The sequence below is a fragment of the Pseudomonas sp. LBUM1673 genome (assembly GCF_059695645.1).
This window is the reverse complement of the sequence record NZ_CP166780.1, coordinates 2,481,448-2,503,926: the sequence shown is the minus strand read 5'-3', so window position 1 is coordinate 2,503,926 and position 22,479 is coordinate 2,481,448. Positions and strand designations below refer to the sequence as shown.

27 protein-coding genes and 1 pseudogene are annotated in these 22,479 nt (G+C 57.0%); 16 read left to right on the top strand and 12 right to left on the bottom strand.

Going from position 1 to position 22,479, the window contains the following annotated elements; genetic code table 11:
- The first annotated feature begins 9 nt into the window (after window positions 1-9).
- The 4 genes from ACA044_RS11335 (at window position 10) to ACA044_RS11320 (ending at window position 3,778) form a co-directional block, all read left to right on the top strand.
- Window positions 10-675 (top strand): CoA transferase subunit B, encoded by a 666-nt coding sequence (locus ACA044_RS11335; protein ID WP_497446412.1) that lies wholly within the window; start codon window positions 10-12, stop codon window positions 673-675.
- An 11-nt stretch (window positions 676-686) separates the two neighbouring features.
- Window positions 687-1,868, top strand: coding sequence for an acetyl-CoA C-acetyltransferase (locus tag ACA044_RS11330; protein WP_497446411.1), 1,182 nt, complete (start codon window positions 687-689; stop codon window positions 1,866-1,868).
- 274 nt (window positions 1,869-2,142) lie between these two features.
- Window positions 2,143-2,925, top strand: a complete 783-nt coding sequence (locus ACA044_RS11325; protein ID WP_497446410.1) for a hypothetical protein — start codon at window positions 2,143-2,145, stop codon at window positions 2,923-2,925.
- Window positions 2,926-3,190: 265 nt separating this feature from the next.
- Window positions 3,191-3,778, top strand: a complete 588-nt coding sequence (locus ACA044_RS11320) for a DcrB/PsbP domain-containing protein (protein ID WP_497446409.1) — start codon at window positions 3,191-3,193, stop codon at window positions 3,776-3,778.
- A gap of 11 nt (window positions 3,779-3,789) precedes the next feature.
- On the opposite strand, the gene ACA044_RS11315 is transcribed toward ACA044_RS11320, so the two are convergent.
- The gene (locus ACA044_RS11315; RefSeq protein ID WP_497446408.1) at window positions 3,790-4,506 is read right to left on the bottom strand and encodes an alpha/beta hydrolase; all 717 of its coding nucleotides are present in this window, start codon (window positions 4,504-4,506) and stop codon (window positions 3,790-3,792) included.
- A gap of 229 nt (window positions 4,507-4,735) precedes the next feature.
- On the opposite strand from ACA044_RS11315, the gene ACA044_RS11310 reads away from it, so the two are divergent.
- Entirely contained in the window at window positions 4,736-5,380 is a 645-nt protein-coding gene (locus ACA044_RS11310) for a type 1 glutamine amidotransferase (RefSeq protein WP_497446407.1), read from the top strand.
- Window positions 5,381-5,502: 122 nt separating this feature from the next.
- Here ACA044_RS11310 and ACA044_RS11305 read toward each other — a convergent pair whose 3' ends face one another.
- Window positions 5,503-5,937 (bottom strand): rhodanese-like domain-containing protein, encoded by a 435-nt coding sequence (locus tag ACA044_RS11305; protein WP_497446406.1) that lies wholly within the window; start codon window positions 5,935-5,937, stop codon window positions 5,503-5,505.
- Between the two features lie 101 nt (window positions 5,938-6,038).
- Here ACA044_RS11305 and ftrA point away from each other — a divergent pair, with 101 nt between their 5' ends.
- The 5 genes from ftrA (at window position 6,039) to ACA044_RS11280 (ending at window position 10,547) form a co-directional block, all read left to right on the top strand.
- Window positions 6,039-7,007, top strand: a complete 969-nt coding sequence (gene ftrA / locus ACA044_RS11300) for a transcriptional regulator FtrA (protein WP_497446405.1) — start codon at window positions 6,039-6,041, stop codon at window positions 7,005-7,007.
- A gap of 313 nt (window positions 7,008-7,320) precedes the next feature.
- Complete coding sequence (locus tag ACA044_RS11295; protein WP_497446404.1) at window positions 7,321-7,509, top strand: DUF1843 domain-containing protein; 189 nt, start codon at window positions 7,321-7,323, stop codon at window positions 7,507-7,509.
- Window positions 7,510-7,545: 36 nt separating this feature from the next.
- Entirely contained in the window at window positions 7,546-8,190 is a 645-nt protein-coding gene (locus ACA044_RS11290) for a DUF1842 domain-containing protein (RefSeq protein WP_497446403.1), read from the top strand.
- A gap of 54 nt (window positions 8,191-8,244) precedes the next feature.
- On the top strand, window positions 8,245-8,826 hold the full coding sequence (locus ACA044_RS11285; protein WP_497446402.1) for a DUF1842 domain-containing protein: 582 nt from the start codon (window positions 8,245-8,247) through the stop codon (window positions 8,824-8,826).
- 257 nt (window positions 8,827-9,083) lie between these two features.
- Window positions 9,084-10,547, top strand: a complete 1,464-nt coding sequence (locus tag ACA044_RS11280; protein ID WP_497446401.1) for a GDL motif peptide-associated radical SAM/SPASM maturase — start codon at window positions 9,084-9,086, stop codon at window positions 10,545-10,547.
- A gap of 82 nt (window positions 10,548-10,629) precedes the next feature.
- Here the strand turns inward: ACA044_RS11280 and ACA044_RS11275 are convergent, their stop codons facing one another.
- Window positions 10,630-10,995 carry an SPOR domain-containing protein gene (locus ACA044_RS11275; RefSeq protein ID WP_497446400.1) on the bottom strand — a complete coding sequence of 122 codons (366 nt, stop codon included), beginning with the start codon at window positions 10,993-10,995 and terminating at the stop codon, window positions 10,630-10,632.
- A gap of 249 nt (window positions 10,996-11,244) precedes the next feature.
- On the opposite strand from ACA044_RS11275, the gene csrA reads away from it, so the two are divergent.
- On the top strand, window positions 11,245-11,439 hold the full coding sequence (csrA, locus tag ACA044_RS11270; RefSeq protein WP_007938114.1) for a carbon storage regulator CsrA: 195 nt from the start codon (window positions 11,245-11,247) through the stop codon (window positions 11,437-11,439).
- A 195-nt stretch (window positions 11,440-11,634) separates the two neighbouring features.
- On the opposite strand, the gene ACA044_RS11265 is transcribed toward csrA, so the two are convergent.
- Window positions 11,635-12,090 (bottom strand): DUF2214 family protein, encoded by a 456-nt coding sequence (locus ACA044_RS11265; protein ID WP_497446399.1) that lies wholly within the window; start codon window positions 12,088-12,090, stop codon window positions 11,635-11,637.
- A 126-nt stretch (window positions 12,091-12,216) separates the two neighbouring features.
- On the opposite strand from ACA044_RS11265, the gene ACA044_RS11260 reads away from it, so the two are divergent.
- Window positions 12,217-13,434 (top strand): MFS transporter, encoded by a 1,218-nt coding sequence (locus ACA044_RS11260; protein ID WP_497446398.1) that lies wholly within the window; start codon window positions 12,217-12,219, stop codon window positions 13,432-13,434.
- Between the two features lie 54 nt (window positions 13,435-13,488).
- Here ACA044_RS11260 and ACA044_RS11255 read toward each other — a convergent pair whose 3' ends face one another.
- The 4 genes from ACA044_RS11255 to dapF all read right to left on the bottom strand — a co-directional run bounded on the left by ACA044_RS11255 (window position 13,489) and on the right by dapF (window position 16,111).
- On the bottom strand, window positions 13,489-13,962 hold the full coding sequence (locus ACA044_RS11255; RefSeq protein WP_497446397.1) for a hypothetical protein: 474 nt from the start codon (window positions 13,960-13,962) through the stop codon (window positions 13,489-13,491).
- 144 nt (window positions 13,963-14,106) lie between these two features.
- Window positions 14,107-14,574: an anti-virulence regulator CigR family protein gene (locus ACA044_RS11250; RefSeq protein WP_497446396.1), complete on the bottom strand. Its 468-nt coding sequence runs from the start codon at window positions 14,572-14,574 to the stop codon at window positions 14,107-14,109.
- 171 nt (window positions 14,575-14,745) lie between these two features.
- Window positions 14,746-15,063, bottom strand: a complete 318-nt coding sequence (locus tag ACA044_RS11245) for a hypothetical protein (RefSeq protein WP_497447205.1) — start codon at window positions 15,061-15,063, stop codon at window positions 14,746-14,748.
- 238 nt (window positions 15,064-15,301) lie between these two features.
- Window positions 15,302-16,111, bottom strand: coding sequence for a diaminopimelate epimerase (gene dapF / locus ACA044_RS11240; protein ID WP_497446395.1), 810 nt, complete (start codon window positions 16,109-16,111; stop codon window positions 15,302-15,304).
- A 945-nt stretch (window positions 16,112-17,056) separates the two neighbouring features.
- Between dapF and ACA044_RS11235 the strand changes: the two genes are divergently transcribed.
- Complete coding sequence (locus tag ACA044_RS11235) at window positions 17,057-17,281, top strand: hypothetical protein (protein WP_497446394.1); 225 nt, start codon at window positions 17,057-17,059, stop codon at window positions 17,279-17,281.
- A gap of 213 nt (window positions 17,282-17,494) precedes the next feature.
- On the opposite strand, the gene ACA044_RS11230 is transcribed toward ACA044_RS11235, so the two are convergent.
- Window positions 17,495-17,791 (bottom strand): cupin domain-containing protein, encoded by a 297-nt coding sequence (locus tag ACA044_RS11230; RefSeq protein WP_497446393.1) that lies wholly within the window; start codon window positions 17,789-17,791, stop codon window positions 17,495-17,497.
- An 836-nt stretch (window positions 17,792-18,627) separates the two neighbouring features.
- Here ACA044_RS11230 and ACA044_RS11225 point away from each other — a divergent pair.
- Window positions 18,628-18,903 carry a hypothetical protein gene (locus tag ACA044_RS11225; protein WP_497446392.1) on the top strand — a complete coding sequence of 92 codons (276 nt, stop codon included), beginning with the start codon at window positions 18,628-18,630 and terminating at the stop codon, window positions 18,901-18,903.
- A 288-nt stretch (window positions 18,904-19,191) separates the two neighbouring features.
- Window positions 19,192-19,605 (top strand): aegerolysin family protein, encoded by a 414-nt coding sequence (locus ACA044_RS11220; RefSeq protein ID WP_497446391.1) that lies wholly within the window; start codon window positions 19,192-19,194, stop codon window positions 19,603-19,605.
- A gap of 131 nt (window positions 19,606-19,736) precedes the next feature.
- Here the strand turns inward: ACA044_RS11220 and ACA044_RS11215 are convergent.
- The 3 genes and pseudogenes from ACA044_RS11215 to ACA044_RS11205 all read right to left on the bottom strand — a co-directional run bounded on the left by ACA044_RS11215 (window position 19,737) and on the right by ACA044_RS11205 (window position 21,175).
- Window positions 19,737-20,253: pseudogene (locus ACA044_RS11215) on the bottom strand (lysis system spanin subunit).
- Window positions 20,250-20,675: a cell wall hydrolase gene (locus ACA044_RS11210; RefSeq protein WP_497446390.1), complete on the bottom strand. Its 426-nt coding sequence runs from the start codon at window positions 20,673-20,675 to the stop codon at window positions 20,250-20,252. The pseudogene ACA044_RS11215 and the gene ACA044_RS11210 overlap by 4 nt, the downstream one beginning before the upstream one ends.
- Window positions 20,676-20,734: 59 nt before the next feature.
- Window positions 20,735-21,175 (bottom strand): hypothetical protein, encoded by a 441-nt coding sequence (locus ACA044_RS11205; protein ID WP_497446389.1) that lies wholly within the window; start codon window positions 21,173-21,175, stop codon window positions 20,735-20,737.
- Here ACA044_RS11205 and ACA044_RS11200 point away from each other — a divergent pair.
- Window positions 21,175-22,389 carry a DUF1367 family protein gene (locus ACA044_RS11200; RefSeq protein WP_497446388.1) on the top strand — a complete coding sequence of 405 codons (1,215 nt, stop codon included), beginning with the start codon at window positions 21,175-21,177 and terminating at the stop codon, window positions 22,387-22,389. The genes ACA044_RS11205 and ACA044_RS11200 overlap by 1 nt on opposite strands.
- Window positions 22,390-22,479: the final 90 nt, after the last annotated feature.

Here is a 22,479-nt window from a genome sequence, read left to right as displayed (position 1 = left end):
ATAACAACAATGGCACTTTCCCGCGAACAAATGGCTCAGCGCGTCGCCCGCGAAATGCAGGACGGCTACTACGTGAACCTCGGCATCGGCATTCCGACCCTGGTCGCCAACTACATCCCTGAAGGCATGGAAGTCATGCTGCAATCGGAAAACGGCCTGCTCGGCATGGGCGCCTTTCCGACCGACACCGAAGTCGACGCCGACATGATCAACGCCGGCAAGCAAACCGTGACCGCGCGAATCGGCGCGTCGATTTTCTCGTCCTCCGAATCCTTCGCGATGATTCGCGGCGGCCACATCGACCTGACCGTGCTGGGCGCATTCGAAGTGGACGTCGAAGGCAACATCGCCTCCTGGATGATCCCCGGCAAACTGGTCAAGGGCATGGGCGGCGCGATGGACCTGGTGGCCGGTGCGGACAACATCATCGTCACCATGACCCACGCCTCCAAGGACGGAGAGTCGAAACTGCTGCCTCGTTGCAGCCTGCCGCTGACCGGCGCCGGTTGCATCAAACGCGTGCTGACCGACCTGGCCTACCTGGAAATCCAGGACGGCGCGTTCGTGCTCAAGGAGCGCGCGCCGGGCGTCAGCGTCGAAGAAATCGTCGCCAAGACCGCTGGTAAACTGATCGTGCCTGACCACGTCCCGCAAATGCAGTTCGCTGCCCAGTGAGGAATCCTTCCATGCAAGAAGTCGTGATTGTTGCTGCCACTCGCACTGCCATCGGTAGCTTCCAGGGCTCGCTGGCCAATGTGTCCGCGGTTGACCTCGGTGCCGCGGTGATCCGCCAATTGCTGGCGCAAACCGACCTGGACCCGGCGCAGGTCGATGAAGTGATCATGGGCCAGGTATTGACCGCCGGCGCCGGGCAAAACCCTGCGCGCCAGGCCGCGATCAAGGCCGGCCTGCCCTTCGCCGTGCCGGCCATGACCCTGAACAAGGTCTGCGGCTCTGGCCTGAAAGCGCTGCATCTGGCGGCGCAGGCGATTCGCTGCGGCGATGCCGAGGTGATCATTGCCGGCGGCCAGGAAAACATGAGCCTGGCCAATTACGTGCTGCCCGGTGCCCGCACCGGTCTGCGCATGGGCCACAGCCAGATCGTCGACACCATGATCAGCGACGGTTTGTGGGATGCGTTCAACGATTACCACATGGGCATCACCGCTGAGAATCTGGCCGAGAAATACAGCCTGCCCCGTGAGCAACAGGACGCGTTCGCTGCCGCCTCGCAGCACAAAGCCGTGGCCGCCATCGAAGCCGGGCGGTTTGCCGATGAGATCACGCCGATCCTGATCCCGCAGCGCAAGGGCGATCCGCTGTCCTTCGCCACCGATGAACAGCCTCGGGCCGGCACCACCGCCGACTCCCTGGGCAAACTGAAACCGGCCTTCAAGAAGGACGGTTCAGTGACCGCAGGCAACGCATCTTCGCTGAACGACGGCGCCGCGGCGGTGATCCTGATGAGTGCGGAGAAAGCCAAAGCGCTGGGGTTGCCAGTGCTGGCGAAGATCGCCGCTTATGCCAACGCGGGCGTCGACCCGGCGATCATGGGCATCGGCCCGGTCAGCGCCACCCGTCGTTGCCTGGACAAGGCCGGTTGGTCCATCGACCAACTGGACCTGATCGAAGCCAACGAAGCCTTCGCCGCGCAATCTTTGGCGGTGGCCAAGGATCTGGAGTGGGACCTGGACAAGGTCAACGTCAATGGCGGCGCCATTGCCTTGGGCCATCCGATCGGTGCCTCGGGTTGCCGGGTGCTGGTGAGCTTGCTGCACGAAATGATCAAGCGCGATGCCAAGAAAGGTCTGGCCACCCTGTGCATCGGTGGTGGGCAAGGCGTGGCATTGGCGATCGAAAGAGCTTAAAAGCTTCGCGAGCAAGCCCGCTCCCACAGGGGATTCAGGTGAGGCACAGTTTTTGTGTTCACTGAAGATCAACTGTGGGAGCGGGCTTGCTCGCGAAAAGGCCCGGCCCGGCAACACACCTCCCGACCCAGACCACAAACTGCAAAATCAACCAGCTGTTCGCCCCGCTGATCACCGTAAACAGCCCCCACGCCAGCACCCGCGTCGGCAGTCCTGAGCAATCCATCGCCCGCAATGCTAACGTGACCGGCTCTCACCGATCGGAGACGCGTGCGTGCTGATGCTCAAACTGCTGGTGATTCCAGGATTTCTCTTGCTGATTTCCCTGGCCGGAAAACGCTGGGGCCCAAGCGTGGCCGGGTGGCTGTCGGGGTTGCCGGTGGTGGTCGGGCCAATTCTGTTCTTCCTCGCCATTGAGCAAGGCCAGGTGTTCGCCGCTCAGGCAGCGACGGCGGCGTTATCGGCAATGTTTGCGATGATTGCCTTCTGCGTGACCTACGCCCAGGTTGCACAACGCTTGAGCTGGCCGTGGACGCTGACGATTGCGCTGCTGGTCTGGGCGGTGGCGGCTGCTGTGCTGTCGCTGATCCCACCGTCGCTGGTGTTCTCGGTGATCGCGGCCGCCATCGCGTTGCTGGTCGCGCCACACCTGTTTCCCTCGGTACAGCCCATCGTGTCAGGCCCGGCGCCGAAGTCCGACAAACTGCTGCTGCGCATGATCGCCGGCGCCCTGCTCACCTTGGCCGTGACATTATTGGCCAGCACGGTGGGCGAACGCTGGAGTGGTCTGCTCGCGGTATTTCCGGTGCTGGGCAGTGTGATGGCGGTGTTTTCCCAGCAGACTCGTGGTCCGGCTTTTACGGCGGCGTTGCTCAGGGCGACGGCTACCGGGATGTATTCGTTTGCGGCGTTTTGTCTGGTGCTGGCGTTGGCGTTACCAACGTTTGGATGGCTGGGGTTTGTCTTAGGGATAGGCGTGTCGTTGGGGGTGCTGCTAATGACTAAACAGCGGGTATTGCATCCAATCCCTTATCGTTTCGACGAACGGCAACGATGATCACCGCACCGCGCCACAAGGTGAGAACGCACCCTGTGTAGCCGCTGCATTCGGCTCTGTAGCAGCTGTCGAGCCCCAGCGAGGCTGCGTTCGGCTGCAAAGCAGTCGTAAACTCAGAAACTGCGGTGCGTCAGGCAGACTGTGCTAGCCGGATTCACGCCTGCTTCGCAGCCGAACGCAGCCTCGCAGGCTCGGCAGCTGCTACAAGATCGCGATCCGTGGGATGATCGCCGTCAAAGCGCGGATCATCCCATGGAGAGTTTGAATGTCATTGTTGAGTAAAAAAGCCGTTGTTCTGCTGCTGATGGCGGCTGCCAGTCTCGGGGCCCTGAATGCGCAGGCGGCCAAGGCTACTGCCAGCGACAAAGCGCCGACCCAGAAGGTCTCGATGCTCGGCGGCAAGTTCATCTTCACCCTGCCCAAGGGTTTCATCGCCAACCCGCTGCCGGCTGGCGACGCGACCACCGGCACCGCCGGGGCGACAGGCACGATGTACACCAATCAAACCACCAGAACCGTGGTGATCGCCGCTGAAAACACCATTCCCGGCGGCGCCAACGTCAAGGACAACGACGGCGAGTTCCTTGACGCCACCGTGTCTGCGTTCGCCACCGAGCAACGCAACGCCTTGCCGGATTTCAACAAAACGAGCGAAAAAAGCCTGACCCAGAAAGGCACGGGCCTGGGCCTTCGGCAGATCGACAGCACCGCCACCCAGGGCGGCGGCATGACCCTCGACACCACGTTGATGGCCGCTTCTGGTACGCGCATGGCCATCGTTCAGATCATTTCCCGTCCCAATGACAAAACCGGCCACGAAACGCTGGTCAAACAGATTGTCACTGGCCAATAAACCCGACCAACTCAGGGATTGAGGCGCTGCAACCAGGCGCTCAAATCCTGCATCTCGGTGGCGCTGATGCTGTGGCCGACACCTTGGTAGGCATGAAACTCAGGCTTGAGTGACAGGCGCTGCAACAGGCTGTCGGCCTCGGTGCCATCGTTGTAGGGCAGGAGTTTGTCGGCGGTGCCATGACCGATGAAAATCGCCAGCTGCTGGCGTTTTTCATCCGGTTTGAGCTCGGACTTGAGCACTGGCAGGATGCGCCCGCTCAACGCCGCAATTCCGCCCACTGCGTCAGGATGACGCAACGCGACCTCGTAGGACATCATCGCGCCTTGGCTGAAACCCACCAGGAATACCTTGTCCGCTTCGGTGTGATATTTCTTCGCCGCTTGTGCGACAAAATCCAGCAGCACCTGGCCGCTGGCCTTCAGGTCGTCCGTCTCGCCGTTATAGGCGCCCTCGCCCTTCTGGCGAAACCACTGGTAACTGCCCTCCTCCAACGTCATCGGCGCTCGCACCGAGAGGTAGTTGTACTGCGGCGGCAATTCATTCTTGATGTCGAACAGGTCCTGCTCGTCACTGCCGTAACCGTGCAGGAAAATCACCAGGGGTTGGTGGCGGGATACAGCGTTGGCCTGTTCCAGGTATTTGAGCGGCAGATCGGTGTGCAGCGGGGTTTGAGCGTGGACGGCGGTGGACGCCAGCAGCGTGAGCAGAGCGAGCAACTTCAACATAAACCTTCCTTCACAGCGCGCTGGATTCGGGGCAGAGCCTAACACTGTGAGGTGGGATGTCGATGATGGCCCAGGCATCTTCGCCGCTTCTAAGGCCGTCTTCGCGCACATGCCCGTTTCCACATTAAATCGCGGCCTGATTGAAGAGCATCCGATTGAAGAGTCGCACTGGCGATGAACATTTTTTTGCGGCACATTGACCCCGCCCCCCCCAAAAAAGAGAAGCGTGATGCCCGCGTTGAACCTGATCCAGCACCATCGCGCCGAAGGTCCTGGCGCCATCGCCGAATGGGCCCGGTCCCGAGGCATAGCGCTGAACGTGTTTCGCGCCGACCTCGGCCAGTTGCCGCCCGTGAGCGCGGCACCCGTGATCCTGTTGGGCGGGCCTTATGAATCCAACGCCGGGCCCGCATGGCTGGAAGCGGAGCGTCAGTGGCTGGCGGGCAGTCTGGGACAGGGCGCGGCGGTGTTTGCGATTTGCCTGGGAGCCCAGTTACTGGCGCTGAGCCTGGGCGGGAATGTGCGGCGGATGGCTCGCCCCGAAACTGGCTGGACCACGGTGACCTTTGCGCACGGCCAGACGCTGAAGGTGCTGGAATGGCACGAAGATGCGATCGATCTACCGGCGGATGCCCAGTTGCTGGCCAGCAGTGACGTTTGTGAGCAGCAGATGTATCGCGTCGGTGTGACGCGGGTGGGGTTGCAGTTCCACCCGGAATGGAATGCCGAATCGGTGGCGATCCTCAACGAGCACTTTGCCGAGGAGTCACCGCTGCCCCGGGCGCCACAGGACAGCGCCGCTTACACAGCCGTGTTTGACTGGTTGCAGGCGGCGCTGGATGGGTGGTGGGAGGCTTCATCAGATAATCGCTGAATCTGTGGCGAGGGAGCTTGCTCCCGCTCGGCTGCGAAGCAGTCGTAAATACTGAGACTTGGTTAGCCGTTTTCAGGGCCGCTTCGCGACCCAACGGGAGCAAGCGCCCTCGCCACACTGGGTCAGCATTCACAACTTATGGGCATCGCAACAGCGGGTTGCACCGCCACACTCAATGCAAACCCTTCATCCAGCCACCCGGTCACCCCGCCGATCATCTCCTTGACCGGGTAACCCAGCGCCGCCAGTTTCACCGCGGCCTTGTTGGCACCGTTGCAGTGGGGCCCGGCGCAATAAACCACGAACAAGGTGGAGCTCGGGTAGGCCGCCAGGCCGCCGGCCGTGATCAGTCGGCTCGGAATGTTGATCGCGCCCGGCAAATGGCCGCGTTCGAACGCCAACGGCCCACGCACATCCGCCAGGACAAAATCCACCTCGCCGGCCTGTTGGCTGCCGTAGACGTCGGAACAGTCAGTCTCAAAGGTCAGACGGCTGCTGAAATGCATCAGGGCAATGGCGCAGGGGGCGGCAGGAATCTCGCGAACCAGGCTGGTCATGGGTTGTACTCCAAAGTGTCGGTCGGTTTGAGAAGACTTTATCTGCCCCGCGCTTGCCGCTACAGTGGCGTACAAGACACTAACTGGGAACTTTCCGCCAAATGCAGCCCACTCCTGAATTGGTCGCAATTCTGGCCTACGACGGCCTCTGTACATTCGAATTCGGCATCGCCGTGGAGATCTTCGGCCAAGTGCGGCCGGAGTTCGATTTCCCTTGGTATGAACACCGCATCGTCGCCGTCGACCAAGGACCGATGCGCGCCATGGGCGGCATTCAGGTGCTGGCTGATGGTGGGATGGAACTGCTTGAGCGCGCCCGAACCATCATCATTCCGGGCTGGCGCGACCGCAGCACGCCGGTGCCCGAACCCTTGCTCGTCGCCCTGCGCCAGGCCCATGCCCGGGGAGCGCGGTTACTGTCGATCTGTTCCGGGGTGTTTGTACTGGCGGCCAGCGGTTTGCTGGACGGTCACGGCGCCACGACACATTGGCGCTACAGCGCTGAACTGGCCGAGCATTTCCCGAACATTCTGGTGGACCCCGACGTGCTCTATGTCGATTCGGGTCAGTTGATTACCTCGGCCGGCAGCGCCGCCGGCATCGATGCCTGCCTGCATTTGGTCGCGCGGGATTTCGGCACTCAGGTGGCCAACTCGGTGGCGCGGCGGTTGGTGATGTCGCCGCAACGCACCGGCGGCCAGGCGCAGTTCATTCCGTCACCGGTCAGCCCGACACCGCGCAGCGATCTGTCTCGGGTTATGCAGTGGGCGCGGGAACGTCTGCACGAACCGCTGGAAGTTCGCGACCTCGCCAGCGAAGCCGCCATGAGTGAACGGACATTCCTGCGTCGGTTTACCGAAGCCAACGGCATGTCGCCCAAAGCGTGGTTGCAGCATGAGCGCCTGGCCCGGGCGCGGGAGCTGCTGGAGAGCACCAGCCAAAACACTGATCAGATTGCCCAGCACTGTGGTTATCGTTCGGTGGAAAGTTTTCGGGTGGCGTTTCGCGGTGTGATCGGGGTACCGCCTTCGGTGTATCGGGAGCGGTTTGGGCGATCCCTGGATGAATGATGAATCTCCCGGGATCAACAATTCATGTGCCCCCTTTAACTGAGAGCAGTTGTTTCACCTCTGCCGAAACAACCCGACAGGAAATCATTATGAATGGCGATAAGGACACTCATCGCTTATGAGAAAACCACTGAACACATCTTTGTTTATCGCCAATCTTAATATTGAACAACCCACCCCCTAACGCATTGCTATTAATCAAATAATATTAAAAATTACTCTTCCGTTGCCCATTGCATATTTATCCGCGCCTGCTTAACTGCAAAAACTGCTGATGACAGCAGTGTCCGCAACTACCACGGAAGGAGTCGTTATGAGCCGTTCACCTTCTCACCCCATCCCCCCCTATGGGGCCGCCATCCATGACGCGATCACGGAAGGCGATCTGCAACAAATGAAGACGCTATTGAAACAACGCGACGCATCCAAACCTGAAGCCAAAGAGCTACAGACCGCTTACGAAAAGTTGGCTAAGGAAGTTACTCGCCAGGAAAAGCGCTAGCGCTGTTTCCCCCTTATTGCAATGGAGGCAATCATTATGTCTGGTTCTATTCAGCAACCTGTTGGCTTGTTCCCACTCGGCTACCGAATTGGCACTTCGGCGCCGGGCGCACAAAGCCTGGCACTCAATCTCCTGGTCTTTACCCCTGATGAAACGGTAAACGGTACAGCTGCAATTACTCAGGCAACCAACCCGCCACTGGATGTGCAGTCCGATGTGTGGGGCGAATACACCTACCTGACCGTTATGTCACCCGGTATCAGCAAAATCCTGATCTCGGCCCAAGGCAACCATGGCGGCCCAGGCTCGAATTCCATCGTGAATTTCAAGTTGCAACTGGTGGTGGGTACTGACTGGAAAGAAGGTGTCGCCAACTATCAATACTTTGATGGTCAACGGTGGGTCGAGGTCAACAATGCTCCCGCCCATCTTATTGATGCGGTGCCGTCCCATGTCTCCCCGTTGCCATTGGAGCCCGGTCCGGTTATTCCTCCGGAGTCACCGTATCCGCCAATCATGCCGCTCTACGCCGCACCGATTCAAAGTGCAATGGCCAGCGGTGACCTGGCCCAGATGAAAAACCTGGCACGCCTGGCCCAACAACAACTGGATCAGCAACCCCAACTGCAGAGTGCGCTTGAAACGGCCAAGGACGAAATCAGCAGGCAGGAACGCCGCTGACTCGACCACGAAACATGCCCGACTTGTCTTGAATACAAATAAGGGAGTAGCACCATGTCAATCGGACTTTTTCATACCCGCCTCAATGTCAGCAATCACCTGCTGGGTGCACCGGTTTTAACCCTGGATCTGCTAGTGGACACCGTAAAGAAAAAAGTCAGCGGGGTTGCGAGTATTTTCCAAAGCACCTACCCACCCCTCAACTTCCGTGCCCGTGTATGGGGTGAGTACTCCGAGGCCAAACTGGTGCCGACGGCGGAGAGCCACATCATCCTCACTCTGGCCGGCAGCCCAAGCGGCCCTCTCAGCCAGATTGCCCAGACCTTCGGTTTGAAGGGCATTTTAGGCGGCGATTGGGCAAGCGGTTATGCCGACTACAAGTACCAGGAACAGGGCCATTGGCATTACGTGAAACACGCAGCTGTCAGCCAGGCTCCCGTTATTGTGCGCCCAGAGCATCCGCACCATGCGGTGCCGCTCTACGCCGTCGCGGTACAGCAAGCGCAAGCCAGCGGTAATCTGGCGCAACTGAAGGCCGTGGTGAGCCAAGGTGAACAGCAACTGGCCCACAGCGGTGCCCTGCGCAACGCGCTGGACCAATTGAATGTTGAAATCGCACGTCTGGAGGCCCGCTAACCCGCACCGGGTAATCGCAATCCATGTGGGAGCGGCGGTGCGGCGATCCGACTTGCTCGCGAAGGCGGTGTGTCAGGTGACATCAACATTGACTGTGCCGCCGTCTTCGCGAGCAAGCCCGCTCCCACAGGGTTCGCGCCCAGAGCCCCGGCTCTTTTCAGCAATAAAAGGTAAATCCGGTCGCGCCACTGACACAGGGAAGGCGCGAACACTTCGATGGATTCGTGCCGCGCACTCGTTGTGCGCAAGGATTTCCCATGTCAGACCGTCGCCCCGCCCGCTACCTCAGTGAAACCGATCTCAAACGCTATGTGCCGGTGCATGTGGTCTGGGAAATCACCCTGGCCTGCGATCTCAAATGCCTGCATTGCGGCTCACGCGCCGGCCATCGACGCCCCGATGAACTGAACACCCGGGAATGCCTGGACGTCATCGATTCCCTGGCGGCCCTCGGCACCCGCGAAATCACCCTGATCGGCGGTGAAGCCTATTTACGCAAAGACTGGACCCAACTGATCCAGGCCATCCACGACCATGGCATGTATTGCGCCATACAAACCGGTGGGCGCAACCTGACGCCCGCGAAAATGCAGGCCGCGGTGGATGCCGGGCTTAATGGCGTCGGTGTGTCACTGGATGGGCTGGCCCCCCTGCATGACGCGGTACGCAATGTTCCGGGCTCGTTCGACAAAGCGGTGGATACCCTGCGACGCGCCAAACAGTCCGGGCTTGCGGTGAGCGTCAACACTCAAATCGGCGCGGCCACGTTGCCCGATCTGCCCGAGCTGATGGACCTTATCATCGGCCTCGGCGCCACTCACTGGCAGATCCAATTGACGGTCGCCATGGGTAATGCCGTCGATCACCCAGAGCTGTTGTTGCAGCCCTATCAACTGCTGGAAGTGATGCCGTTGCTGGCGCGTCTCTACCGTGAGGGGGTCGACCGCGGCCTACTGATGAACGTGGGCAACAACATTGGTTACTACGGCCCCTATGAGCACATGTGGCGTGGTTTCGGTGACGAGCGCGTGCACTGGAGCGGCTGCGCCGCCGGCCAGACTGTGCTGGCTCTGGAAGCCGACGGCACCGTCAAGGGTTGCCCGTCATTGGCAACGGTGGGGTTTTCGGGCGGCAACGTGCGCACCATGAGCCTGCACGATATCTGGCACTACAGCGAAGGCATGCACTTTGGCCGCCTGCGCGGCGTCGACGACCTGTGGGGCTACTGCCGAAGCTGTTACTACAACGACGTCTGCCGTGGTGGCTGCACCTGGACATCGCACTCCCTGCTCGGCAAACCCGGCAACAACCCCTACTGCCATTACCGCGCGCTGGACCTGCAAAAACGTGGGCTGCGCGAGCGAATTGTCAAACTCGAGGACGCCGCAAAAACGTCCTTCGCCGTCGGACGTTTTGACCTGATTACCGAACGCATCGATACCGGCGAGAAGGTGAACAGCGTCAGCGACAGCGGCCAGGTGATCAAATTGGCCTGGGCGAACCAGGGCCAGAAATCGCCGGACGAAGGACGTATTCCACCGCAACTGGCGCTGTGTCGTGGCTGCCTGCAGTACATCCATGCACACGAAGTGACTTGCCCACACTGTGACGCCGATGTCGCCGCCGCAGAAGCCGTGCACCAGACAGACCGTGCCCGGCAACAAGCAATTATCAAGACCCTGACCGGCCTGCTGGGGTTGCCGCAAAATACCTCGGTATAGCGATCATTTTGCCGATACATCACGAGGGGGAACGACCTTTATAGGTCGCTCCCCTGCCGAACGGCTACTGCGAGAAGGAAAGTCACTGAGCCGTCGGGTGTTCAACAATCAGCGATTCGATGTTCCTTTTTTTTGCCCGGGTGAGCGCCGCTGTCAATTCAGCTTGCCTGGCCTCGGCCTCGGCTTTCGAATTGAACGGCCCGACCAGAATACGAACCTTTCCGTTCTCCCTGACGACGTTGGAAACAAAGCTGTGCTCAATCAACCAGCCACTCAGGTCGCTGACCGCCTGGGGTGTTTCGCCTCGCACCTCAACGTCCCATTGCGGGCCTGTTGTCGCCCCAGGTACGGAAGCGACTGTCGGTTGCGGCTTTTGAGCGTCAACACCCTTATCCTCACCGCAGCCGGCCAACGTCAGTATTGCGATTACCAAGACCATTTTGCGCACAACGCGTCCCTCTAATGCTTAAAGCGGCGATTTTAACACCCATGGATCCTTCCCGAGTGCCGCAAAATGGGCGCAAAACAACGAGAATGATGGTTGCCGCCTCTGTATAGTTACGCCTTGGGAATTAATGCAGCATCTGCGCGTCAGAAAGAGGCACCCAAACTGTGAGACTTAGCACTAATCTATACGTAATACCGACCTCTGCACTGTCCGAATCAGGTGCCCTACAAAGCAATCAAGGAGAAAACCATGCTGATACTCACCCGCAAAGTCGGTGAAAGCATAAACATCGGTGATGACATTACGATCACCATTCTGGGCGTTAGCGGCCAGCAAGTCAGGATTGGCATCAACGCCCCGAAAGACGTTGCGGTGCATCGCGAAGAAATCTACCAACGCATTCAGGCTGGCCTGACCGCCCCAGACAAGCCGCAAACCCCCTGAATCCTGCTGCAGTCAGTAGCCAGCCCGTTCAGCCTCGAATAAAGGCTGGCTAAAGATTCAAGCACCGCATCGCGCTCCGCTCAGCCTCTCTTTGCGATGCAATCGCAACGTGGAGCCGATACTACTGCCCAGCCCCACATCATGACTGTCAGACGTTTCGGATTTGTTGCGAGAAAGGGCTTTCTCCTTTCCGGGCTAACCAAACGTTATCCCACGCGCCATGCCCACGGCAGCCACGACCATCAGCACCAGCAGCAGCGCTTCGATATGACTGATACGGGCAAACAGCGTTGCGCGCCCGGTATCGATAGCCGCCCCACGTCCCAGCGCAATCCGCCATTTGATCAGCGCCACCATCGGCGCAATTTCAAGCAACAGGATGAAGACGAAGAGTGTCATTTTGAGATGAAACAGCGGTTGGTGAAGATAGTAATCAGTGCCTTTTTCGTATCCGCCAAAGGCTCGAATTCCACCCGCGATCAGCAGAATGACTGCAGAGATTCCCCACAGATTATCCGCCATCAAAACGCTGCGCGCCTCCCCCGCCCCGGCAGCCAGACGACGCAAAGCCGTGCCGCGTGTCAGTACTGCCCAGAAGCCCAGCGCAAAAGCCAAGAGGTGAATAGCCGCCAGAAACCAGTGGACCAGCATCGATATACTCCTAACAGACGAAGTTGAATCAGCCCTACAGTAGTAGTCCATCAGGGGGGATTTGCCCACACATGTGGCTGCGCTGAATGTTAATACATTGCCACTCGCCATCGACACGGGGTCACCATGCGTAAGGATTACCTGGCTTTTTTTATCTCGCTGTTCCTGTCCCGGCTGGCTGACCAGATTCTGCTGTTCATCGTTCCGCTGATCGTCTTTCAAACCACCGACAGTGTGTCTTTGGCCGGCCTGGCCTTTTTTGCCGAGTCGTTGCCTCGCTTTCTGTCATTTCCGGTATGCGGTGCACTGTGCGACAAGTTTTCACCTATTCGCATCCTGCACATCAGTCAGGTCTACCGTGCCGTGGCCTGCGTTGCGGCCGTGGCACTGTATGGCGTGTTTGATGGCATCTACTGGATCGTGATTCTGTCCGCGCTGTGCGGCGTGTTGACCACGCAGGGCATCATGGCCCGCGAAGTGGTCATGCCCTACATTTTCAAGCAGTACACCTACACCAAGACCCTTTCCTATTCGCAGATCGCCGATCAGACCGGGCTGGTACTCGGCCCTCTGGTCGCGGCACTGATGCTGGAAGTCTGGCCGTGGCACTGGGTGGTGATGGGGATTGCCGGGCTGTTTCTGCTGGCTGATCTGGCGATGCTGATCTGGCAACGCACCAGCTCGATCACTCTGGAGACCTTCGAGCAACATCAGGACATCTGGCTGCAACCGCTACGCATTGCGTTCGGGCATATTCGCGATCTGGCGGAACTGCAGAAGGTGATCAGCCTGGCGGTAGGCGTGAACCTGATCATCGGCATCACCCTGGCCACGTCGGCGGCCATGGTGATCGGCCAATACAGCGCCGGCAAAGATTTTTATGCAGGGCTGCAGGCCGCAGGCGCGGTGACCACCATCGTCATTCTGTTCTTCCTGGCACGGGTGACCCTGCCGTTGAAGGTGCTGGGAGTCGTTTCTTATACGATGATTGCCATCGGCGCACTGATCACTGCCTTCAGCCCGAACGCCTGGGGATATGTCATCGGCTTCCTGCTGATCGTCGGTTTCGACAAAATGTTCAACGTGTACATACGCAGCACCCGCCAGCGGGTGATTCCACCCAAAGACTTCGGCAAGACCGTGGGCGTTATTACGTTGCTGAACAACCTTTCTCAGCCACTGGCCGGGTTGCTGGTCGCCCTGTTGGCCGCCCCTCTGGGGGCACAGAAAGTGATTCTGCTACTGGCGGTAATCACCGGCTTGATCGGAGGGGGTGTCGTGGCCCTTTTCGCCAGAGCCAGCCGTGTGCCTGCTGTCTCAGCGTCCGACTCTATTGGCAAATAGTGGGCGCAAAAAAGCCGGGCTCCTGATGGATACCCGGCTTTGAGAGTCTTGGACTTAATCTATTTTTTTGGAAACCGAAGTGCGAGCCTTACTCAACCCTTTCGTGTTGTGATCGCCAGGCGTAGAAGTCGAAATGGCAGAGGCTTTCGTCACCCCTCGCGTGTCCTTGGAATGCGCAATGCCCGAAGTGACTGAACCATGGCCGCGGTCACTGTTACGATCGCTGCCGTAGTGGTTGCCACTGATGCCATGATCGCGGACAGCTTTGCCTGCATGATCGCTACTCAGGCCTGTGCCACGACCATTGCTGCCGACACCGCCAGAATGACCCGCACCACCATGGCCCCCGCTGCCACCGTTACCGCCGCCATGACCACCCCCGTTGCCACCACCACCACCACCACCACCACCACCACCCTTCGCGTAGGCGGAGTTCATGATGGACAGATCAGCGGGCAATAACGGGGCGGCTGCAAGCATCATCACGCATGACATGACAGCAGCAAGACTCTTGTTTTTTAATAACATGGTGGGTTCCGTGAGGTTGATATTGCACGGAGTAATTGACTACTTCGACCCTACACAGTTCAAAGGCTGACGACCAGCGGACAGGAAATGTGCAGCTATCGAACATGCACACTGCTTGCCGTGATTTTGTGGGTCGCTTTCACGTCAATCGAACGCGCCATTGAGAACCTCATAGATGATCCCGGTAGCGATGGCCACCAATATCAAATCAGTGCCAGCCTGCCGCCACTCGTAGCCATCATAGTGGGGAAGCCTGCCGAGCAATCGGCCATCGAGTTTTTTGGCGATCCCCGGCGGCAGAGGTTTTCCGCGTGCGAGGTTTTTCTGAATGCCAGGCGGCAAGGCGGGACCGGGACTCCAGTAATCGCGATAACCGCCAACGATTCCAAGGACGCTACCGCGGTTGATGCTCGGGCCGTGACTCCAATCGTCCCCCCCTGAACCTTTCCCTTTGTTTCCATGACCGGGGTTGCCATGGTCCTGGCTGTTTTGTGGATTTCCCTTGCCGCTTCCCTGGCCCTTCCCGTTCCCCGGGTCGGCCACTGCAGTCACTGAACCAGACACCAGGACAAGACACGTCATGGCGGCAATCAACGAGCGAGATCTAAACATATCCGTTCTCTCAGAAAGGGGGTGCCCTCTGCAATGTAGACGGTTATGGCTGTGTCAGTTCAGAAACTGTGCTCACCGGAGGTGGGGCTGGATGTGGTGACAGGGCAAATCGAACAACGAATGGAGAGCAGAGCGGGCCCAGTTAGTTGATAGCTGGGCCAGATGAAGCAACTACAGCACTACGGTTGAGAGCATGCCTAAAGCCCCCAGGCAAAACCCGATTAGTGCGCCACGTCCAGGTGCTTCATGAAACAAGTACCAAACCACTATCGGCTCAAGGAGCAATAGCGACGTGACTGAAATCACCGTAACAATCCAGATATCACCGACAGCAACATAGCCCAGCCAATAGGCCCCTAGCAGGCAAAAACCGGCAAAGCTCATCAGCACGACGGGAAGCATGAATGCCTCCCATGAATTATTACCTGTTTGGGCAAGCCTGGCGGTTACCACCTCACTGTAGATTGCGAAAAACTCACCCAAAACCATCAATCCTAGAGCAGAAACTCCGAGTAGTTCTTTGGACATATCAAAAATTCCTTCGTATTCAGAGCAAGATTTTTCAGCTCCCAGCCAGCAATGTCGCTGCCTGATGATCCGTTGCAGTGATACGAAGCAGTCTTGAATAGACCTGAATTACCGAAGTGCTTTTCCATGCTCATTTCCTTCTTTGGGGGTTGTTTCTCACTTTCATGTTCCTGTTTATCACGATATAGCCGCTAAAAACTTATAACAAGCTATCCGGGATTATTCCCGAAAAAGTTGTCTCTACCGGTCCGATGAGAAAGACAGGCCCCACGCCATCCCATTGAACCGTTACGGTTCCGCCATCACATTCAACCTCAACGCAATTGTCTAACAAGCCACGACGCATCCCGCTAACAGCGGCGCCACAAGAGCAGGAACCTGAACCGAGCGGAATACCACCCCAGCGCTCCCAAATGCGCAACCGAATGTGCTTTCGGTTAATGATCTGGACGAAATGCACGTTCGTTCTGAGGGGAAATAGGGGGTTGGTTTCAATGGTCGGTCCGATTGTCGCTATATCAACGGCTGTTAGATCATCCACAAAATAGGTGCAGTGCGGATTTCCCATGCTGCAAGCTGTTGGGCCACCAGCAAGTGGCAAAACAACAGTATCCAGTTCCAGAGCCAAGGGTATATCCGACCAGCCGAAAAGCGGCTGCCCCATGTTGACAGAAATTGCGCCGGTTGAGGTTCGTTCGCAAGTTAGTAGACCACGGTTGGTTCGGAGCGCTATCGAAGTAATATTTGATTCGCGCATCAGCATATCCGCGGCACCCCGCGTTGCGCTGCCACACACATCCAGCGTGGAGCCATCGGCATTCCAAAACATCAAGCGCGCAACTGCATCATCGCAATCGAGCACCACCGCGAGCTGATTGAATCCGACGCCTCGGTTCCGATCACCCATTCGCCGAGCCATGGTACTTGTCATTGGATTGGCCGAGTTTCGCGAGTCCACAATAACGAAGTCATCGCCATTGGCGTGCATTTTATGAAAGCTCAGCGGCATAAATAGATCCTGGCGGCAAGACATGGGGTGAATTGACGTTTAAAGGCGATCTAGCCCCATTCGCATAACGTTTGCAAGCCGGTGAAAGCTCGAGAGCAGATGTGTTTGGCAGACACTTACGCATCACGAAAGAAGAATGGAAAAGCAAACACTCCGCGCTTGAACCTCTGATTCTGCGTCTGAACAGGATGACCCTATCAGTCGTCAAAGTTATCAATTTCGGACGCTCGCCGCCCCGGCACCAAAATCCGCATGATTTGTCCTCCCCCGAAAGCGGAGACTGTAGCATTGGGCTGACCAAAGTGAGAAAGTTCACCTCGGAAATCGTCTCGCCAATCGCCAGTGTTATTCGATAGTTTTTTACAGCAGGGAGAGCTGATGAAATTACGCCCATTCCGTTTAGAACCGCGAGATTTGAGCCTGGCTCTCTTTACTTTCAGTCTCATGCTGCCGGCCATCAACACGCGAAATGAGGTATGGGATCGTGAAAGCGTTACCTACGGCTATGACGTCGTCTGTGTCGGATTTCTAGCGCTACTGGATGGTAGCGCTGCGTGGCTGGCCAACATCTTTTTAATCGCGGCATTCTTTTCACAAAAGAGCGCAAGACAGAGTCTTTTTTGCTCCCTGTGCGCCACACTCCTAGGTCTTTCGTCATACCTATATACGAGCATATGGAATGATGGCGACGGAAGAATAACCATAACTGGCTACAACTACGGATTCTATGTATGGATGTCATCTTTTCTATGGCAGGCGCTCCTAGCAGCTCGAACAGTCATGAGAGACAATCAAACATCCACCTGTACGAATCCCCAGTAACACCCCGCGCCCGCCAAATAGTAGCCTATTGCCTCCACGCAACGGATATCCCCCAGTCCTTTGCTTACAATCCCAAGGATTGGGCCTGCGCAATGTTGGCGCGGATAACTCAAGGAGAGTGAAATGAGCAATGACGTACAAGAGGCTCTGAAATACACCGGATCGTCGCTTCTTACCCTGAACTGCATAATTTCAGGGCTTACCAGCCAATTAAAAGCTGGGCAAGGCACGCCAGCTATCGATGCCGCTCAGGCTTTTGCACTGGAGGTCGCTAAAGTGTATCCAGCCGCTAACGGCGTCGCACCGGATGTTAAGGCGATCACTGAGTTCTTCAATGGTCACAAATAGCGCTTAATCCAAAAGCGTTTTCGAGTTTCAAGAGCCGGTGCTCTAATAGATCGGCTTTCTGTTGCGAATGCACAGCCCTATCTTGCGGTGATCAAAGCCCAGCGACAGAAAACAAAAACTGCGGAACCAACCAGCCCTTTGCCACCCCCTGATTTTCTGGTGTGCCTAATCAGCTACTTGATTGGAAGCGGAAACAACGGAATGGCAAAGAACTTAACTATCGATGATGACCAAGATCCCGTGACTTCCTGGTAACACCGCGTGGGGAACGCCGGATTCAACCAGATACATTTGCCCTTCCCCAATACTGATGACCTCGCCCTGAACGCCCAGCATCAGCTGCCCCGAGATGACTAACAAACCCTCGGTATAGTCATGAACCTCTACCGCAGAGGGCATTTCATCCATACGTAAAACTTTGATGTTTGAGCCTCCTACCCGCCCAACTACAGTGGACTTCCAGGCACTCGGTAAAGCCTTGGAGATCAAATCGAAATCCAGCAACGACATAGAAACATCCTTATTCAAAACCGTATTCCCATTTATTCCCTCCGACACCACCCGCTTGCACTCCCCTCCGCGCCCAACGGCAACCAGCGGAACGAATGCATGCAGCCGAGTGGTTTTGGATCAGGTCACGATTTGAATACTCCGCAAAGACGACGCGAGTCAAGAAGGACGCCGAGAAAAAGCCCCAGCGCCATACCGTCGCGGGCTTGAACAAGATTCTGACTTACGTGGGCACACCAGTCTGGCCACGCCGAGGTGAAGATGACTGAGCGCTACCAGGCAGGTGATTTACATGAAGGTTAAAGCTGACCTGAAGATGTAGCGCGGTGGTCGTTTGCCCAAAATGTTTCCAACGCTCTTCCAAACGCCGCCCAACAAAAAAGGGCCCACCTTTCGGTAAGCCCTTCTAGACCGCCCAGCAGAGCGGATTTTGTTTGGTAGGCGCGATTGGACTCGAACCAACGACCCCCACCATGTCAAGGTGACCCCTAGACCTATGCAAGCTATTGATATTAAAGGAAAAACTATCGTTTTTAACGAGATACAAAACAGCCACATCATCCTATAAAAATCAATAACTTAGCGTTGTATATTCCTACAGTAGTTCACCCTTTCTCCGGCGTTCTGCCGACCGAACACAATCCCCTCAAACACAAGACGTCTTCACAACTGATCAAGCCTGGAGGTTCAGTTCTGGCTCATCATCCCCCAGACAGGACTATCCTACCGTTCGTCTTATCCCTCCCCAGCTTCAACCCGCCAGCTTTGACAGTCAATTATTCGGATCTATAGTTCACCGAGGCCTGTTGAAAAACCCAGGATGTAGCGTAAATAAAATGGAGTTACTGGCAAAGTTTGGATGGTTACAAAAAACAACGAAGCTGGTTAGTCACCCCGTTGTGGATTTTCACCATAAGCCAAACGCCTATCAAAAGGAGCAAGAATATGTCTTTCGCAAGAAAATTCGCCTTAAGCGCATTGTCATTATCCTTGGCTGCTATTTTGACCTCCTGCTCACACAACAACCTCCAAACAAGAACCAACGCAAGCAGACGCCTTCCACGGTTTCAGGGATGGCTTTATTGACCATCAATTACCCGAAATACAATTAATTAGTCTTCCAACACAATTTGAATTACGTTCTTAAATTTAAAGTATTGCCGTCAGAACCAGAGGCATACGCCTACAAAATGCAATTCCTCAGGCAGCGCAATAGGTTGTTATTTGCCCAAGGAAAAATGATAGCTGTTGTTATGAGAGCAAATGGGTTGCAGCACTATCATTAAATATTATCTCCAGGGAGGAGAAACCTATCATGACTTCGTAACCATTGGCATTTCTTGGCAGCGCGCAATAGAAAACAACAGCAATTCACTCTAATGCAATTGGAGATTTTTATCATGGGCGCATCTGAAAAGTTCTACCTAACCATTGTTAATGATTCCAAAACTAAAACCCTCATTTATAAAGACATAAGCTTCGACTGGGGAAGAGTAGAATCTGGCCCTGTAGCTCAAGTCCCGCCAAAAACAACAATTCAAGTCTTAGTCGCTCAAGGCAGGGATAATGCATCCTCTGGTACGGAGGGTTCTATTAGTTATTCCATTTATGGCCAAAATGACAGATGGGTACAAGCATCATGGGATGTACCTTGGGCAGCAGGAAAGGAAAATACGTGCGTCCCTAGTACAAGCGATGATAATCAGCAAGACAACCCAGATGGGAATATTGTTTGGCAACCACAAACACCTACAGCCGGCGGCGGCACAACTTTATCAGTAATAATGAAATTCGGGTATGAAATAGAAGAGTAATGATTATGACAAACTATCAATGGATTATAGCCCTCTACTATATGCAGAGATCAACTTTGCTGGGCTTCCAGGGATAGTTTGTCGTTCGGTGGCCAGCATGGATGTTGACGCACCTAGGCTGGCCGCTTTTTTTACTTTGTCGCGGACACTTCTTTTACATGGGCTTGGCACGCCGCCAGAGCGATCAATCCTTGATCGCCATCACCGGTGATTCCGATAATTCGTTGAGCATGCGCCGGGTCAAGTCGGGCGCGCACTCCTCCATGAACCACGCTGCCGGTTTCGGTGGTGGCTGACACTGAACAGCCACTGGCTGGATCCGTGGCGTCGAGAAGGACTGACAGCCGCAGATCAGAAGTGGCAAGGCGATCGCGCAGGCGAGCCTGGTCTTTTTTGTGCATCGCTCAATTTCCTGTAGTGAGTTTGTTCGCTGGCCGACAGCCGCTGCTCGAGCGCCAGGCGCTTGTCCTGATCGGCGCGCACCTGGGCGGCGGCCGCGTTGCTGATGACGTCAAGATCGTCCTGATGCAGGCCAGCCTGTTCGGCGAGCTGCTTGCCGTAGCGCCAATCCTGTACGTGCCAGACCCCGCCGGTCGTGACCAGCAGCAGCGCCAGCACTCCGGCCAACTTCCACGCCGCAGGACTCATGGCACATACTTGAAGAAGATGTGGTGCCCGAGCTTCAGCGTCTGCTTCGCTCCCACAGTCCAGGCTGGAGCCCTCGGCATGGTGGTCGCGTAGTAGTGCGTGGCGCCGCTGGTGGGATCTGGCTCGGCACCGGACATCACCAGATCGGCAGCCCTCTGCGCTTGGGTGAATTGTCCGGCCGGGATTGGCTTCACGCCGCTCAGGTAGGCGAAGTTCGGGTCGTTCGAATTCCAGCAACTGAACTGGTACGGCTTCTGGCAGACCCCGGCGTAACCCTCCCCCCACCACGACTTGGCCTTGCCATCGTTTACACGATTGCGAATCGTCCAGGCCACGGCGATTTGGCCGGGCAGCGATTCGCCACGCGCCTCGCCCCACAATGTGCGGGCGAGGATGTCGCGATCTTTTTCGGTTGCGGTCATTGCTTTTCTCCAGGCATAAAAATACCCGCTCGATGGCGGGTTGATTCATGTGAGGCCGGTTAAATCGTTTCGGCGGTGCTGATTTCTGAGTCAGTGACCATTACAGGCACCGCAGGCTCTGAAGGCCAAACAGGCGCAGTTGGCCATGTAGGCTGTGCAGAGACTTTCCCCAGTCCGAATTTGTAAGCCTTCCATGCCTTCAGGTTGACAATCAAAGCAGACTGTTTGGCTTCATCCTCGGCTGTCGCTTCGCCGGCGGCGATGCCGTACGGGTGATACAGGAAGTGGCCGAGCTGCTGCACCTGGAATGGAAGCGTTTCAATAGCGGCCTGGATCTTCCCCATCGTGACAAGGTGCGCGGCCCGGTTGGTGGATCGGCCGATTGGTTTGCGGCGAGTCTCGCTGATGCTGATCCGCTGCCGGGTGGCCAGAATGCGTTCCTCCTTGTCCTCGCCCATGGCAGCAAACACGACCTCATGCTGGCGTGGCTGAGCTCGCATTGATCCGCACCGCCCAAGGTTTGGTACCGGCCACCGAAGCTGACCGTGAAACTGTCCAGAAGTGGAAGGCTGGCCAGATCATTCACGGCAAGTTCACCCGCATGCGCAACGGCAAACTTCACGGCAAGTTTTTCTCGATGCTCGATCTGGCGTGGGAATGCTGGGAGCCGGTCGGCGGACTGATCCCGCGCCAGGAGATGGCGGAGGCCATCAAGCTGGCCAACGCCGCCAACGCAAAGCTGCTTCCTCTTCTGGCTGACGACGGCGCACTGCTGGCCATGCTCACCGGTGAGGCCGCACCAAAGTTCAGCGGCTGCCTTGAGCGCTTTGAAAAGGAATGGCTGGGCACCCGGAACTACGCCGAGCGGACGCTGAAGGAGATCAAGTTCAAGCTGGCACGGTACCGGGAAGACCTGGGCGATTTTATGATGGGGCAACTGGGCGTGCTGACCGTGGCTGAATATCTGGACGGTTTCGAGAACAACGCCTACACCAAACACCGCGGGCTGCTCGTTCAGATTTTCGCCTTCGCCGTGGCCAAGGGCCTGTGCGAGCGCAACTCGGCCGAGCTAACCCTGGTCAAGAAGGAAGCCGAGAAGAAGCGCCAGCGCCACACCGTCGAGGGCTTGAACACGATTTTGGAATACGTGGGCACGCCGATATGGCTGAAGCGCGCCATCCGGCTGGGGTTGCTGAGTCTTCAGCGGCGGGAAGATATCGTGATGTGGCCAAAGTCGGCCGTTGACCTCGAACAGAACACCATCAGGGTGTCGCCCGGGAAGACGCAGAATTATGGGAAGCCTGTGCACCTGGAGATTGCTATGGGGCCAGCGCTGCGGGAAGTCGTGGCAGAGTGCATGCGATCGCCAGTCATTCGCCCGTATCTCATCCACTACTCGCCGAAGGCCCGCAAGCGTACACAGCTCGACGCCAAGCTTCACTGGAACGCGGTGACGCCTGACTATTTGACCAAGTCATTCGCCCAGGCGCGGGACGATTCGAAGGCCTACGACAACATGCCGGCCGGCGAGCGCCCCACCTTTCACGAGATCCGGGCACTGGGTGCGTGGCTGTATGAGCAACAGGGTTTCCCGCAGGAATACATCCAGGGGCTGATGGGGCACGCGGATGTCAAAATGACTGAACACTACCAGGCTGGTCATGGCGATGACGCAGTGGTGTACATGAAGGTGAGCGCCGACCTGAAGGTGTAACCAGTAGTCGTTTGCCCAAAATATTCCCAAAGTTTGCCCAAAGACCAGACAACAAAAAAGGGCCCACCTTTCGGTGAGCCCTTCTAGACC

What these genes read in the sequence shown, in the direction of transcription:
- ACA044_RS11335 (WP_497446412.1), top strand. Translation starts at nt 10, where the DNA reads ATGGCACTTTCCCGCGAACAAATGGCTCAGCGCGTCGCCCGCGAAATG.
- ACA044_RS11330 (WP_497446411.1), top strand. Translation starts at nt 687, where the DNA reads ATGCAAGAAGTCGTGATTGTTGCTGCCACTCGCACTGCCATCGGTAGC.
- ACA044_RS11320 (WP_497446409.1), top strand. Translation starts at nt 3,191, where the DNA reads ATGTCATTGTTGAGTAAAAAAGCCGTTGTTCTGCTGCTGATGGCGGCT.
- ACA044_RS11315 (WP_497446408.1), bottom strand. Translation starts at nt 4,506, where the DNA reads ATGTTGAAGTTGCTCGCTCTGCTCACGCTGCTGGCGTCCACCGCCGTC.
- ACA044_RS11310 (WP_497446407.1), top strand. Translation starts at nt 4,736, where the DNA reads ATGCCCGCGTTGAACCTGATCCAGCACCATCGCGCCGAAGGTCCTGGC.
- ACA044_RS11305 (WP_497446406.1), bottom strand. Translation starts at nt 5,937, where the DNA reads ATGACCAGCCTGGTTCGCGAGATTCCTGCCGCCCCCTGCGCCATTGCC.
- ftrA (WP_497446405.1), top strand. Translation starts at nt 6,039, where the DNA reads ATGCAGCCCACTCCTGAATTGGTCGCAATTCTGGCCTACGACGGCCTC.
- ACA044_RS11295 (WP_497446404.1), top strand. Translation starts at nt 7,321, where the DNA reads ATGAGCCGTTCACCTTCTCACCCCATCCCCCCCTATGGGGCCGCCATC.
- ACA044_RS11290 (WP_497446403.1), top strand. Translation starts at nt 7,546, where the DNA reads ATGTCTGGTTCTATTCAGCAACCTGTTGGCTTGTTCCCACTCGGCTAC.
- ACA044_RS11285 (WP_497446402.1), top strand. Translation starts at nt 8,245, where the DNA reads ATGTCAATCGGACTTTTTCATACCCGCCTCAATGTCAGCAATCACCTG.
- ACA044_RS11280 (WP_497446401.1), top strand. Translation starts at nt 9,084, where the DNA reads ATGTCAGACCGTCGCCCCGCCCGCTACCTCAGTGAAACCGATCTCAAA.
- csrA (WP_007938114.1), top strand. Translation starts at nt 11,245, where the DNA reads ATGCTGATACTCACCCGCAAAGTCGGTGAAAGCATAAACATCGGTGAT.
- ACA044_RS11265 (WP_497446399.1), bottom strand. Translation starts at nt 12,090, where the DNA reads ATGCTGGTCCACTGGTTTCTGGCGGCTATTCACCTCTTGGCTTTTGCG.
- ACA044_RS11260 (WP_497446398.1), top strand. Translation starts at nt 12,217, where the DNA reads ATGCGTAAGGATTACCTGGCTTTTTTTATCTCGCTGTTCCTGTCCCGG.
- ACA044_RS11255 (WP_497446397.1), bottom strand. Translation starts at nt 13,962, where the DNA reads ATGTTATTAAAAAACAAGAGTCTTGCTGCTGTCATGTCATGCGTGATG.
- ACA044_RS11250 (WP_497446396.1), bottom strand. Translation starts at nt 14,574, where the DNA reads ATGTTTAGATCTCGCTCGTTGATTGCCGCCATGACGTGTCTTGTCCTG.
- ACA044_RS11245 (WP_497447205.1), bottom strand. Translation starts at nt 15,063, where the DNA reads ATGGTTTTGGGTGAGTTTTTCGCAATCTACAGTGAGGTGGTAACCGCC.
- dapF (WP_497446395.1), bottom strand. Translation starts at nt 16,111, where the DNA reads ATGCCGCTGAGCTTTCATAAAATGCACGCCAATGGCGATGACTTCGTT.
- ACA044_RS11235 (WP_497446394.1), top strand. Translation starts at nt 17,057, where the DNA reads ATGAGCAATGACGTACAAGAGGCTCTGAAATACACCGGATCGTCGCTT.
- ACA044_RS11230 (WP_497446393.1), bottom strand. Translation starts at nt 17,791, where the DNA reads ATGTCGTTGCTGGATTTCGATTTGATCTCCAAGGCTTTACCGAGTGCC.
- ACA044_RS11225 (WP_497446392.1), top strand. Translation starts at nt 18,628, where the DNA reads ATGGAGTTACTGGCAAAGTTTGGATGGTTACAAAAAACAACGAAGCTG.
- ACA044_RS11220 (WP_497446391.1), top strand. Translation starts at nt 19,192, where the DNA reads ATGGGCGCATCTGAAAAGTTCTACCTAACCATTGTTAATGATTCCAAA.
- ACA044_RS11210 (WP_497446390.1), bottom strand. Translation starts at nt 20,675, where the DNA reads ATGACCGCAACCGAAAAAGATCGCGACATCCTCGCCCGCACATTGTGG.
- ACA044_RS11205 (WP_497446389.1), bottom strand. Translation starts at nt 21,175, where the DNA reads ATGCGAGCTCAGCCACGCCAGCATGAGGTCGTGTTTGCTGCCATGGGC.